We start from the raw sequence: 11,913 nt of genomic DNA, 5'->3' as shown, positions 1-11,913 counted from the left end.
CCGGGCAAGACCTTCAAGAACAAGAAGATGCCCGGTCACATGGGTGTCGACAAGATCACGACGTTGAACCTGCGTGTTGTGCAGCTCGATGTCGAGCGTGGCCTGATCCTCGTCGAAGGCGCCGTTCCCGGCTCCAAGGGCGGCTGGATCTCGGTCCGCGATGCCGTGAAGAAGGAACTGCCGAAGGACGCGCCGAAGCCCGGCAAGTTCAAGCTGGCAGGTGAGGGTGCCTCGGAAGCACCGGCAGCTGAGCAGGAAGGAGCGTGAGATGAAACTGAACGTCACCACGCTTGAGGGCAAGGAAGCGGGTTCGGTCGAGCTGAACGAGGCCATTTTCGGTCTCGACGTGCGCACCGATCTGATCCAGCGCTGCGTCAACTGGCAGCTGGCCAAGCGCCAGGCCGGCACCCACAAGGCCAAGGGCCGTGCGGAAATCGCACGCACCGGCAAGAAGATGTACAAGCAGAAGGGCACCGGCGGTGCTCGTCACGGCTCGGCCCGCGTGCCGCAGTTCCGTGGCGGTGGCCGCGCCTTCGGTCCGGTCGTTCGTTCGCATGCGACCGACCTGCCGAAGAAGGTCCGCGCCCTCGCGCTCAAGCATGCTCTCTCGGCCAAGGCCAAGGACGGCTCGCTGATCGTGCTGGACAACGCGACCCTCGAGGCTGCGAAGACCAAGGCTCTGCTCGGTCACTTCTCGGGTCTCGGCCTGACCAACGCGCTGATCATCGATGGCGCCGAGGTTCATGTCGGTTTCGCCCAGGCGGCCCGTAACATTCCGAACATCGACGTGCTCCCGATCCAGGGCATCAACGTCTATGACATTCTGCGTCGTCAGAAGCTGGTTCTGACCAAGGCGGCGCTCGATGCGTTGGAGGCGCGCTTCAAATGACGAAGAATATCGATCCGCGCCACTACGACGTGATCGTCGCTCCGGTGATCACCGAAAAGGCGACCACCGCGTCCGAGTTCAACAAGGTCGTGTTCAAGGTCGACGGCAAGGCAAGCAAGCCGCAGATCAAGGAAGCCGTCGAAAAGCTGTTCGACGTCAAGGTGAAGAGCGTGAACACGCTGGTGCGCAAGGGCAAGGTAAAGGCCTTCCGCGGCACCTTCGGTTCGCAGTCTGATGTCAAGCGTGCGGTTGTCACCCTCGAAGAGGGCCACCGCATCGACGTCACGACCGGTCTATAAGGCGGATAGACGATGGCACTGAAGACATTCAATCCCACGACGCCGGGCCAGCGCCAGCTGGTCATGGTTGATCGTTCGGCGCTGTACAAGGGCAAGCCGGTCAAGACCCTGACCGAAGGCAAGCACTCGGCAGGCGGTCGCAACAACACCGGTCGCATCACCGTGCGCTTCCGTGGCGGTGGCCACAAGAAGTCGTACCGCATGGTCGACTTCAAGCGCACCAAGCTAGACGTTCCGGCGAAGGTCGAGCGCCTGGAATACGATCCGAACCGCACCGCGTTCATCGCGCTGATCAAGTATGAGGACGGCGAGCTGTCCTACATCCTGGCTCCGCAGCGTCTGGCCGTCGGCGACACTGTCATCGCCGGCAACTATGTCGACGTGAAGCCGGGCAATGTCATGCCGCTGGGCAACATGCCGATCGGCACGATCGTGCATAACGTCGAGATGAAGATCGGCAAGGGCGGTCAGATCGCCCGTTCGGCTGGCACCTATGCCCAGCTGGTCGGCCGTGACCATGACTACGTGATCATCCGTCTGAACTCGGGCGAACAGCGCCTGGTTCACGGTCGTTGCACCGCCACCATCGGCGCTGTGTCGAACCCGGATCACATGAACACCTCGATCGGCAAGGCCGGTCGTACCCGCTGGCTCGGCTGGCGTCCGCATAACCGCGGCGTCGTCATGAACCCGATCGACCATCCGCATGGTGGTGGTGAAGGTCGTACCTCGGGTGGTCGCCACCCGGTGACCCCATGGGGCAAGCCGACCAAGGGCAAGAAGACACGTTCGAACAAGTCGACCGACAAGTTCATTCTCATCAGCCGCCACAAGCGGAAGAAGTAAGGATCGCCGGACATGGTTCGTTCAGTCTGGAAAGGCCCGTTCGTTGAGGGTTCTCTGCTCAAGAAGGCAGATGCCGCACGTTCGTCTGGCCGTCATGAAGTGATCAAGATCTGGAGCCGTCGCTCGACGATCCTGCCGCAGTTCGTCGGACTGACCTTCGGCGTCTACAATGGTCAGAAGCACGTTCCTGTCGCTGTCAGCGAGGAAATGGTGGGTCACAAGTTCGGCGAGTTCTCGCCGACCCGTACCTTCCATGGCCACGCCGGCGACAAGAAGTCCAAGAAGTAAGGCGCACAGCTATGAGCAAACCAAAGCGCGAACGGGCCCTCCCGGATAACGAAGCCAAGGCAATCGCACGGATGCTGCGCGTCAGCCCGCAGAAGTTGAACTTGGTGGCGCAGATGATCCGTGGTCGAAAGGCTTCGGCAGCCCTCGCAGACCTGCAATTTTCGCGCAAGCGGATCGCAGTTGATGTAAAGAAGTGCCTCGAATCGGCGATTGCAAACGCCGAGAACAATCATGACCTCGATGTTGACGCGCTGATCGTCTCCGAGGCCCATGTTGGCAAGGGCATCGTTATGAAGCGTTTCTCACCGCGCGGCCGTGGTCGTTCGGGTCGTATCTTTAAGCCGTTTGCGCAGCTGACGATCGTCGTTCGTCAGGTCGAAGCTGAAGCCGCGTAAGCAGGCAGGAGAGTAAGATGGGTCAAAAGATCAATCCAATCGGTCTGCGCCTCGGCATCAACCGGACCTGGGATTCTCGCTGGTACGCCGGCAAGAACGAGTACGGCAAGCTGCTGCACGAAGACATCAAGATCCGCGAGATCCTGCACAAGGAGCTCAAGCAGGCGGCTGTCGCCAAGATCATCATCGAGCGCCCGCACAAGAAGTGCCGCGTCACGATCCAGTCGGCCCGTCCGGGTGTTGTGATCGGCAAGAAGGGCGCCGATATCGACAAGCTTCGCAAGAAGGTTGCCGACATCACCTCGTCGGACGTCGTGATCAACATCGTCGAAATCCGCAAGCCGGAACTCGACGCGACCCTGGTTGCGGAATCGATCGCGCAGCAGCTCGAGCGCCGTGTTGCGTTCCGCCGCGCCATGAAGCGCGCCGTTCAGTCGGCGATGCGTCTCGGCGCCGAGGGCATCCGTATCAACTGCTCGGGTCGTCTGGGCGGTGCTGAAATCGCACGTATGGAATGGTATCGCGAAGGTCGCGTGCCGTTGCACACGCTGCGCGCCGACATCGATTACGGTGTGGGTACCGCGTTCACGACCTTTGGCACCTGCGGCGTCAAGGTCTGGATCTTCAAGGGTGAGATCCTCGAGCACGATCCGATGGCCCAGGACAAGCGTATGGCTGAAGGCGACAATTCGCGCCCGCGCCGCGACGCTGCCTGAGCGTTCAAATATAGGGATTGAGGCGTTAAGCCATGATGCAACCAAAGAAGACCAAGTTCCGCAAGGCGCACAAAGGCCGTATCCACGGCGTTGCGTCGTCTGGCGCGACACTGGCTTACGGCCAGTTCGGCCTGAAGGCGATGGCCCCTGAGCGGATCACCGCCCGTCAGATCGAAGCTGCCCGTCGTGCACTGACCCGTCACATGAAGCGCGCCGGTCGCGTTTGGATCCGTATTTTCCCGGATCTGCCGGTGTCGAAGAAGCCTGCCGAAGTCCGCATGGGCTCCGGTAAGGGTTCGCCGGAATTGTGGGTGGCGCGCGTGAAGCCGGGCAAGCTAATTTTCGAAATCGACGGCGTGACGCCGCAGATCGCGAAGGAAGCGATGACCCTTGCCGCTGCCAAGCTGCCGATCAAGACGCGCTTCGTGTCGCGTATTGCCGAGTAAGGATTGAGCCATGGCTGAAATGAAGACCAGCGATATCCGCGCGATGAGCCAGGACCAGATGGACGACGCCGTCCTTAACCTGAAGAAAGAGCGCTTCAACCTGCGTTTCCAGCGCGCCACCGGGCAGCTGGAAAACACCTCGCGCCTGCGTGAGGCTCGCCGCGACATCGCACGTATCAAGACCATCGCCGCGCAGAAGCGCGACGGCAAGTCGAAGTAAGGGGCCGCACATGCCGAAACGTACTCTGCAGGGCGTGGTCGTCAGCGACAAGCAGGCGAAGACCATCGTGGTCCGCGTTGACCGTCGCTTTACCCACCCGATCTACAAGAAGACCATTCGCCGCTCGAAGAACTATCACGCGCACGACGAGAACAACCAGTTCAAGCCGGGCGACACCGTGTGGATCGAAGAGAGCAAGCCGATCTCGAAGTTGAAGCGCTGGACTGTTGTCCGGGGCGAACAGAAAACAGCTTAATCCGCGCTTAGCGCATAATCAGAGGACGAGGTGCATCAATGATTCAGATGCAGACCAACCTCGACGTGGCCGATAATTCAGGCGCACGCCGTGTCATGTGCATCAAGGTGATTGGGGGATCCAAGCGCCGTTATGCATCCGTTGGCGACGTTATTGTCGTTTCGATCAAGGAAGCCATCCCGCGCGGGAAGGTGAAGAAGGGCGACGTCATGAAGGCCGTCGTGGTGCGTGTCCGCAAGGACATCCGCCGTCCGGACGGATCCGTCATCCGCTTCGATCGCAACGCCGCCGTTCTGATCAACAATCAGTCCGAGCCGGTCGGTACCCGTATCTTCGGGCCCGTGCCGCGTGAACTGCGTGCCAAGAACCACATGAAGATCATTTCGCTCGCGCCGGAGGTGCTGTAATGGCTGCCAAGATCCGCAAGGGTGACAAGGTCATCGTTCTGACCGGCCGCGACAAGGGTCGCACCGGCGAAGTGTTCGAAGTGCGTCCGACCGAGGGCAAGGCGCTGGTGCGCGGTGTCAACATGGTCAAGCGTCACCAGAAGCAGTCGCAGAACCAGGAAGGCGGGATCATCTCGAAAGAGGCGCCGATCCAGCTGTCCAACATCGCGATCGTTGGTTCGGACGGCAAGCCGACCCGCGTCGGTTTCAAGATTCAGGCAGACGGCACCAAGGTGCGTGTCGCCAAGCGTTCGGGAGCTGAGATCTAATGTCCGAGACCGCTTACATCCCGCGCCTGCGTGCGGAGTATGACAAGAGCATCCGTGCCAAGCTGATCGAACAGTTCGGCTACGAGAACGTGATGCAGGTGCCGCAGCTCGACAAGATCGTGCTGAACATGGGCGTTGGCGAAGCCGTCAACGACCGCAAGAAGGCCGAAACCGCCGCTGCCGACCTGTCCCTGATCGCGGGTCAGAAGGCTGTGGTGACCTATTCGCGCGTTGCTATCGCGACCTTCAAGCTGCGTGAAAACCAGCCGATCGGTGCGAAGGTGACCCTGCGCAAGACCAAGATGTACGAGTTCATCGATCGTCTGGTGAACGTCGCACTGCCGCGCGTCCGCGACTTCCGCGGCCTCAACGGCAAGAGCTTCGACGGCCGCGGCAACTACTCGCTCGGCCTCAAGGAGCACATCATTTTCCCGGAAATCGATTTCGATAAAGCCGGGGATTCGCCGCTGGGCATGGACATCACGGTGTGCACGACCGCACGCACGGATGACGAAGCCCGCGCTTTGTTGACCGCTTTCAATTTCCCGTTCCGGCAGTGAGCAGCTCTCGAGCTTCTCAAACGCGGTAACCCAGGAGCCAAGCATGGCAAAGAAGAGTTCAATCGAAAAGAACAACCGTCGGAAGAAGATGTCCGCGAACGCGGCGCCGAAGCGCGCCCGTCTCAAGGCCATCATCGCTGACAAGGACAAGCCGATGGAAGAGCGGTTCGCCGCCACCCTGAAGCTGGCCGAGATGCCCCGTAACTCGTCGGCGGTTCGTATCCAGAACCGTTGCGAAGTGACCGGTCGTCCGCACTCGGTTTATCGTCTCAACAAGCTCAGCCGTATCGCGCTGCGTGAACTCGGGTCGAACGGCCTGGTTCCCGGCCTGGTCAAGTCGAGCTGGTAAGGGGAGGGTCGCAGATGTCTACGCACGATCCGATCAGCGATCTCATCACCCGCATCCGCAACGCGCAGATGCGCACCAAGTCCAAGGTTTCGACCCCGGGCTCGAAGATGCGCGCCAACGTGCTCGAAGTTCTCAAGAGCGAAGGTTACATCCGTGACTTCGCCTCGATCGAGCATGCCAATGGCCGCTCCGAGCTTGAGATCGAGCTGAAGTATTTCGATGGCGAGCCGGTCATCCGCGAGATTTCGCGCGTGTCCAAGCCTGGCCGCCGCGTTTATGTCTCGGTGAAGAACCTGCCGCGCGTCCGCAATGGCCTCGGTATCTCGGTTCTGTCGACGCCGAAGGGAATTATGGCTGACCACGCCGCGCGCGACGCGAATGTGGGCGGCGAAGTTCTCTTCACGGTGTTCTGAGGAAGGATAGCTCATGTCCCGTGTAGGCAAGAAGCCCGTCGCGATCGCCTCTGGCGTTACCGCGAATGTCGAAGGGCAGACCGTCAAGATGAAGGGCCCGAAGGGCGCTCTTCAGTTCGTCGTCCACGACGACGTCTCGGTCGAACTCAAGGACGGCAAGATCACCGTCGCTCCGCGTGCGGAAACCAAGCGCGCGCGTTCGCTGTACGGTACCGCCCGCGCGCAGATCTCGAATCTGCTCGAAGGCGTCACCAAGGGCTTCGAGAAGAAGCTCGAGATCACCGGCGTCGGTTACCGCGCCGCGCTGCAGGGCAAGAACCTGCAGCTCGCGCTCGGCTACAGCCACGACGTGGTCTACCAGATCCCGGAAGGCATCACGATCACCGTGCCGAAGCCGACCGAGATCAACGTCGCCGGCATCGACTCGCAGCGCGTCGGCCAGGTTGCGGCTGAAATCCGCAGCTATCGTCCGCCGGAGCCCTATAAGGGCAAGGGCGTTCGTTATTCCGACGAATTTATCTTCCGCAAGGAAGGCAAGAAGAAGTAACGGAGCGGGTCATGTCGAAACTCAAGATTACGAATGCCCGGCGCAAGCAGCGCGTTCGTCTGGCCATTCGCCGCAACGCCAATGGTCGTCCGCGTCTGTCGGTGTTCCGTTCGTCGAAGCACATCTATGCGCAGGTCATCGACGACCTGAAGGGCGAGACGCTCGCGTCTGCCTCGTCGCTGGAGAAGTCGCTGCGCGATGGCGGCAAGACCGGTGCAGACGTCGATGCGGCGCAGGCCGTCGGCAAGCTCCTCGCGGAGCGCGCCGTCAAGAATGGCGTCAAGGAAGTGATCTTCGATCGTGGTCAGTATCTGTACCACGGTCGCGTCAAGGCGCTGGCAGATGCCGCTCGCGAAGGCGGGCTGAGCTTCTAAGCGTTTTGCTTTCATCGAATTGAACGGACACAGAAGCGAAAGCTTCGCAAAGATTGGAAAACACCATGGCAGGTGAACGCGAACGCGGCGGACGCGACCGGGGCCCCCGGGAAGAGCGTGATAGCGAATTCGTCGACAAGCTCGTCCACATCAACCGTGTGGCGAAGGTCGTTAAGGGCGGTAAGCGTTTCGGCTTCGCCGCGCTGGTCGTCATCGGCGATCAGAAGGGTCGGGTTGGTTTCGGTCACGGTAAGGCCCGTGAAGTTCCGGAAGCGATCCGCAAGGCAACCGACAGCGCCAAGCGCAACCTGACGCGCGTCGCTCTGCGCGAAGGCCGCACGCTGCATCACGATATCGCTGGCCGCCACGGTGCGGGCCGCGTCTATCTGCGTGCAGCGCCGGCTGGTACCGGCATCATCGCCGGTGGCCCGATGCGCGCCGTGTTCGAAACGCTCGGCATCCAGGACGTTGTCGCCAAGTCGGTCGGCTCGTCGAATCCGTACAACATGGTTCGCGCCACTTTCGACGCGCTGAAGCATCAGGATTCGCCGCGTTCGGTCGCCGCTCGTCGTAACCTCAAGGTTTCCACCCTGCAGTCGCGCCGCGTTGGCACCGATGCGGAAGTGGTCGCCGAGTAAGCCTGACTTTCGGAGTAATCACGATGGCCAAGGCCGCAAAGACCCTCAAGGTGGAGCAGATCGCCAGCGCGATCCGCCGTCACCACTCGCAGCGCTCGACCCTGGTCGGCCTGAAGCTCAACAAGATCGGCCGCGTGACCGAGCTTCAGGACACCCCTGAAGTTCGCGGCATGATCGCCAAGGTGCAGCACCTCGTCCGCGTGGTCGAGGACTAAGGACTTTCACGTCGTCTCAAGCCGGCCACACGGTTGCCGCAAGGATGACACTGCTTTTTCGGCAGAAATGGCTTTCAGGCCGCTCCGGAAGGGCAGGACGCAACAGGAAACAGAACGATGAAGCTCAGCGATATCGCCGATAACGCCGGCTCCCGTAAAAAGCGTATGCGCATCGGCCGCGGCATTGGCTCTGGCAAGGGCAAGACCGGCGGCCGTGGCGGCAAGGGCCAGACCGCACGTTCGGGCGTGCGTATCAAGGGCTTCGAAGGCGGTCAGATGCCGTTGCATCGCCGTCTGCCGAAGCGCGGCTTCAACAACATCTTCCGTCTCGACTTCGCCGAGATCAACCTGGATCGTCTCCAGGATGCGATCGACAGCAAGAAGCTCGACGCGTCGAAGGGCACGATCAACGCAGCCTCGCTCGTCGAAGCCGGCGTGATCCGTCGCGCCAAGGATGGCGTGCGCGTGCTCGGCCGTGGCGAGATCAAGGCGAAGATCGAACTCGAAGTCGCCGGCGCCTCCAAGGCGGCCGTTGAGGCGATCGAGAAGGCCGGCGGCAAGGTGACCATCCTTGCGCCCGCCAAGAAGGAAGACGGCGAAGCCGCCTGAGACCTGCGCGCCGCCTGCGTCAGCAGGCGGCCTTGCGCGGTGTTCGGGTAGATTTTATCTCCGCTGGAATCTATCAATACCGAGCATCTAATCACGTCCGGCCTCGTGGGTTGTCGCGATCACGCAGACAGCCCGGTTCAAGAGGTGCGGGAGAAAGTCCGACATGGCCTCCGCAGCAGAGCAACTCGCCTCCAATCTCAACTTTGCCGCGCTCGGCAAGGCCGAAGAACTGAAGAAGCGCATCTGGTTCACCCTGGGTGCGCTGCTTGTTTATCGGCTCGGCACCTATATTCCGCTGCCCGGCATCGATCCGTCGGCATGGGAGCAGGTGTTCAAGCAGCAGGCCGGCGGCATCCTCGGCATGTTCAACATGTTCGCGGGCGGCGGCATCAATCGCATGGCGATTTTTGCGCTGAACATCATGCCGTATATCTCGGCGTCGATCATCATCCAGCTTCTGACCACGGTGTCGCCGCAGCTCGAAGCCCTCAAGAAAGAGGGCGAGGCGGGCCGCAAGACGCTGAACCAGTACACCCGCTACCTGACTGTCATCCTGGCCGCCTTCCAGTCCTACGCCATCGCGGCGGGCCTGCAGAGCGCCGGCAATGTGGTCTCGGAGCCCGGCCTCTTCTTCCTGATCTCGGCCTCGGTGACGCTGACCGGCGGCACCATGTTCCTGATGTGGCTCGGTGAGCAGATCACCTCGCGCGGCATCGGCAACGGCATCTCGCTGATCATTCTGGCCGGCATCGTGGCCGAGCTGCCGGCGGCGATTGCCAACATGCTCGAACTCGGCCGTCAGGGCGCGCTGTCCACCGGCCTGATCCTGGTCGTGATCGTGATGGCCGTTGTGGTTATCGCCTTCATCGTGTTCGTCGAACGCGCCCAGCGCCGCCTGCTGATCCAGTATCCGAAGCGCCAGGTCGGCAACAAGATGTTCGAGGGCCAGTCCTCGCATCTGCCGTTGAAGCTCAACACCTCGGGCGTGATCCCGCCGATCTTCGCATCGTCGCTGCTGTTGCTGCCGGCGACCATTGCGAGCTTCAATGCAGGGAAGGGGCCTGAGTGGTTCCAGATGCTGACCACTCAGCTCAGCCACGGCCGCCCGCTGTTCCTGATCCTGTATGTGTCGCTGATCGTGTTCTTCGCGTTCTTCTATACGGCGATCGTGTTCAATCCGACCGAGACCGCCGACAATCTGAAGAAGCATGGCGGCTTCATTCCGGGCATCCGTCCGGGTGAGCGCACCGCGGAATATATCGATTACGTGCTGTCGCGCATCACCGTGGTCGGCGCCGCCTATCTGGCCGTCGTCTGCTTGATCCCGGAAATCATGATCTCCTATGCTGCGGTCCCGTTCTATTTCGGCGGCACCTCGCTGCTGATCGTGGTCAGCGTGACCATGGATACGGTCGCCCAGGTGCAGGGTCACCTGCTGGCGCACCAGTATGAAGGTTTGATCCGCAAGTCGAAGCTGAAGGGCCGGCGTAAATGAGACTGATTCTTCTCGGGCCGCCGGGGGCGGGCAAGGGAACACAGGCACAGCGTCTCGTGGCGCGCCACGGGATCGTGCAGCTCTCCACGGGTGACATGCTCCGTGCCGCAGTGGCTGCCGAGACCGAGATCGGTCTCAAGGCGAAGGACATCATGGCCGCTGGCGGTCTGGTGCCTGATGAAGTGGTGATCGGAATCATTTCGGATCGCATCGAACAGGCGGATGCGGCCAATGGCTTCATCCTCGACGGCTTCCCGCGCACCGTGCCGCAGGCCGAAGCGCTGGATGTTCTGCTGAAGTCCAAGGGTCTCAATCTCGACGCTGCTGTCGAACTGCGCGTCAATGAGAGCGCGCTGCTTGAGCGCGTGGAGACCCGCGTTGCAGAGATGATGGCGCGTGGCGAGGCCGTGCGTGCGGACGATACGCCGGAAGTGCTGTCGAAGCGCCTGGCTGCCTATCGTGCGTCGACCGAACCGCTGATCGACTACTACTCCGAGAAGCGAAAGCTGATTACGATCAATGGCATGATGTCGATTGATGAAGTGACGCTTGAGATCGACCGCGTCCTGTCAGCGATTCGTGACGACAGCGCACCTGCCAAGCCGGTTCGCAAGGCCGCCAAGAAGGCGTCGGCTAAGAAGACCGCGACGCCGAAGAAGGCTGCCAAGGCCAAATCGGCCAAGAAGACGGCCAAGGCTCCGGCCAAGAAGGCCAAGGTCGCTAAAAAGGCTGCCAAAAAGGCGGTCAAGAAAGCTGCCAAGAAGGCCGTGAAGGCGCCGAAGAAGACCGCGAAATCGGGTTCCAAGGTTGCTTCGAAGGCCAAAACCACGAAATCCACCAAGAAAGCCGTCAAAAAGGCGGCCAAAACGGTGAAAAAAAAGGCGGTCAAAAAGGCCGTCAAGAAAGTCGCCAAGAAATCGGCCAAGTCCGTGCGAAAGCTCGCTAAAAAGCGAGCCAAGCGCTAGGGGCGGTTGACGTACCTGAGTTGTGTCTCTAAATACGGCCCTCATCCAGTCGGAAGATTCCAGACGATGCCGGGCCCCACTGAGTTGAGGGACGGGCGTCGTATTCGCGTTTTGTGAATGCCCGCCCGACAAATTGAAGATAATGCCAGTTCATGATCGGCTGGTGACAGGAGAGAAGTTGTGGCCCGTATCGCCGGTGTAAACATCCCGACCAACAAGCGCGTCCTGATCGCGCTGCAGTACATTCATGGTATCGGCCAGAAGAACGCTGCCGACATCATCGAGAAGGTGAAGATCGCCGAGGACCGTCGCGTCAATCAGCTGAGCGACGCCGAAGTGCTCCAGATCCGTGAAGTCATCGACCGCGACTATCTGGTCGAGGGCGACCTCCGTCGTGAGACGGGCATGAACATCAAGCGTCTGATGGACCTCGGCTGCTATCGCGGCCTGCGTCATCGTCGCGGTCTGCCGGTTCGTGGCCAGCGCACGCATACCAATGCGCGCACCCGCAAGGGTCCGGCCAAGGCCATCGCAGGCAAGAAGAAGTAATTTAGCGCTTAAGGCGGGCAGGGAGTGGCGAATATTCGCTACTCCCTGTTCGTCGTTTGCATTTTTTCGGTGTAGCCGCTGGCACTACGGCGGCGGTGAGATCTCTAGAAAGGTCTACCATGGCAAAGG

General features: G+C 61.0%; 22 protein-coding genes and 1 pseudogene. All 23 read left to right on the top strand.

Features of this window, described 5'->3' with window-relative positions; all coding sequences use genetic code 11:
• Positions 1-267, top strand: a pseudogene (locus tag ACIQ17_RS24195) (50S ribosomal protein L3); the annotation flags it as partial.
• Position 268: 1 nt separating this feature from the next.
• Positions 269-889: a 50S ribosomal protein L4 gene (rplD, locus tag ACIQ17_RS24190; protein WP_398471766.1), complete on the top strand. Its 621-nt coding sequence runs from the start codon at positions 269-271 to the stop codon at positions 887-889.
• Positions 886-1,188 (top strand): 50S ribosomal protein L23, encoded by a 303-nt coding sequence (locus tag ACIQ17_RS24185; protein WP_398471765.1) that lies wholly within the window; start codon positions 886-888, stop codon positions 1,186-1,188. Before rplD ends, ACIQ17_RS24185 begins: the two co-directional genes overlap by 4 nt.
• 12 nt (positions 1,189-1,200) lie before the next feature.
• On the top strand, positions 1,201-2,034 hold the full coding sequence (gene rplB / locus ACIQ17_RS24180; protein WP_398471763.1) for a 50S ribosomal protein L2: 834 nt from the start codon (positions 1,201-1,203) through the stop codon (positions 2,032-2,034).
• A gap of 12 nt (positions 2,035-2,046) precedes the next feature.
• Positions 2,047-2,322 (top strand): 30S ribosomal protein S19, encoded by a 276-nt coding sequence (gene rpsS, locus ACIQ17_RS24175; protein WP_233022160.1) that lies wholly within the window; start codon positions 2,047-2,049, stop codon positions 2,320-2,322.
• An 11-nt stretch (positions 2,323-2,333) separates the two neighbouring features.
• Positions 2,334-2,717 carry a 50S ribosomal protein L22 gene (gene rplV, locus ACIQ17_RS24170; protein ID WP_211909025.1) on the top strand — a complete coding sequence of 128 codons (384 nt, stop codon included), beginning with the start codon at positions 2,334-2,336 and terminating at the stop codon, positions 2,715-2,717.
• Between the two features lie 17 nt (positions 2,718-2,734).
• The gene (rpsC, locus tag ACIQ17_RS24165; protein WP_211909024.1) at positions 2,735-3,433 is read left to right on the top strand and encodes a 30S ribosomal protein S3; all 699 of its coding nucleotides are present in this window, start codon (positions 2,735-2,737) and stop codon (positions 3,431-3,433) included.
• Positions 3,434-3,465: 32 nt separating this feature from the next.
• Entirely contained in the window at positions 3,466-3,879 is a 414-nt protein-coding gene (gene rplP, locus ACIQ17_RS24160; protein ID WP_211909023.1) for a 50S ribosomal protein L16, read from the top strand.
• A 10-nt stretch (positions 3,880-3,889) separates the two neighbouring features.
• Entirely contained in the window at positions 3,890-4,099 is a 210-nt protein-coding gene (gene rpmC, locus ACIQ17_RS24155) for a 50S ribosomal protein L29 (protein WP_211909022.1), read from the top strand.
• Between the two features lie 10 nt (positions 4,100-4,109).
• Positions 4,110-4,355, top strand: coding sequence for a 30S ribosomal protein S17 (gene rpsQ / locus ACIQ17_RS24150; protein WP_398471761.1), 246 nt, complete (start codon positions 4,110-4,112; stop codon positions 4,353-4,355).
• 38 nt (positions 4,356-4,393) lie between these two features.
• The gene (gene rplN, locus ACIQ17_RS24145) at positions 4,394-4,762 is read left to right on the top strand and encodes a 50S ribosomal protein L14 (RefSeq protein WP_211909020.1); all 369 of its coding nucleotides are present in this window, start codon (positions 4,394-4,396) and stop codon (positions 4,760-4,762) included.
• The gene (gene rplX / locus ACIQ17_RS24140; RefSeq protein WP_398471760.1) at positions 4,762-5,070 is read left to right on the top strand and encodes a 50S ribosomal protein L24; all 309 of its coding nucleotides are present in this window, start codon (positions 4,762-4,764) and stop codon (positions 5,068-5,070) included. The genes rplN and rplX overlap by 1 nt, the downstream gene beginning before the upstream one ends.
• The gene (gene rplE / locus ACIQ17_RS24135; protein ID WP_398471758.1) at positions 5,070-5,630 is read left to right on the top strand and encodes a 50S ribosomal protein L5; all 561 of its coding nucleotides are present in this window, start codon (positions 5,070-5,072) and stop codon (positions 5,628-5,630) included. The genes rplX and rplE overlap by 1 nt, the downstream gene beginning before the upstream one ends.
• 43 nt (positions 5,631-5,673) lie before the next feature.
• Positions 5,674-5,979, top strand: coding sequence for a 30S ribosomal protein S14 (rpsN, locus tag ACIQ17_RS24130; protein ID WP_211909017.1), 306 nt, complete (start codon positions 5,674-5,676; stop codon positions 5,977-5,979).
• Positions 5,980-5,993: 14 nt separating this feature from the next.
• A complete protein-coding gene (gene rpsH, locus ACIQ17_RS24125) occupies positions 5,994-6,392 on the top strand; it encodes a 30S ribosomal protein S8 (protein ID WP_211909016.1) in 399 nt (132 codons plus the stop codon).
• Between the two features lie 13 nt (positions 6,393-6,405).
• A complete protein-coding gene (gene rplF, locus ACIQ17_RS24120) occupies positions 6,406-6,939 on the top strand; it encodes a 50S ribosomal protein L6 (protein ID WP_398471757.1) in 534 nt (177 codons plus the stop codon).
• A gap of 11 nt (positions 6,940-6,950) precedes the next feature.
• The gene (gene rplR / locus ACIQ17_RS24115) at positions 6,951-7,313 is read left to right on the top strand and encodes a 50S ribosomal protein L18 (RefSeq protein WP_398471756.1); all 363 of its coding nucleotides are present in this window, start codon (positions 6,951-6,953) and stop codon (positions 7,311-7,313) included.
• A gap of 65 nt (positions 7,314-7,378) precedes the next feature.
• Positions 7,379-7,951 (top strand): 30S ribosomal protein S5, encoded by a 573-nt coding sequence (gene rpsE, locus ACIQ17_RS24110; RefSeq protein WP_398471755.1) that lies wholly within the window; start codon positions 7,379-7,381, stop codon positions 7,949-7,951.
• Between the two features lie 23 nt (positions 7,952-7,974).
• Positions 7,975-8,166 carry a 50S ribosomal protein L30 gene (gene rpmD, locus ACIQ17_RS24105; protein ID WP_211909012.1) on the top strand — a complete coding sequence of 64 codons (192 nt, stop codon included), beginning with the start codon at positions 7,975-7,977 and terminating at the stop codon, positions 8,164-8,166.
• A gap of 117 nt (positions 8,167-8,283) precedes the next feature.
• A complete protein-coding gene (gene rplO, locus ACIQ17_RS24100) occupies positions 8,284-8,775 on the top strand; it encodes a 50S ribosomal protein L15 (protein WP_398471753.1) in 492 nt (163 codons plus the stop codon).
• 163 nt (positions 8,776-8,938) lie between these two features.
• The gene (gene secY / locus ACIQ17_RS24095) at positions 8,939-10,270 is read left to right on the top strand and encodes a preprotein translocase subunit SecY (protein WP_398471751.1); all 1,332 of its coding nucleotides are present in this window, start codon (positions 8,939-8,941) and stop codon (positions 10,268-10,270) included.
• Positions 10,267-11,235, top strand: a complete 969-nt coding sequence (locus ACIQ17_RS24090) for an adenylate kinase (protein WP_398471750.1) — start codon at positions 10,267-10,269, stop codon at positions 11,233-11,235. The genes secY and ACIQ17_RS24090 overlap by 4 nt, the downstream gene beginning before the upstream one ends.
• A 180-nt stretch (positions 11,236-11,415) precedes the next feature.
• Positions 11,416-11,784, top strand: a complete 369-nt coding sequence (gene rpsM / locus ACIQ17_RS24085) for a 30S ribosomal protein S13 (protein ID WP_398471748.1) — start codon at positions 11,416-11,418, stop codon at positions 11,782-11,784.
• Positions 11,785-11,913: the final 129 nt, after the last annotated feature.

This window comes from Tardiphaga sp. (assembly GCF_044340795.1).
In the GTDB taxonomy this organism is placed as follows: Bacteria; Pseudomonadota; Alphaproteobacteria; order Rhizobiales; family Xanthobacteraceae; genus Tardiphaga.
Note: the sequence above shows the minus strand (reverse complement) of the source record. Positions and strands in the feature narration are given on the sequence as shown.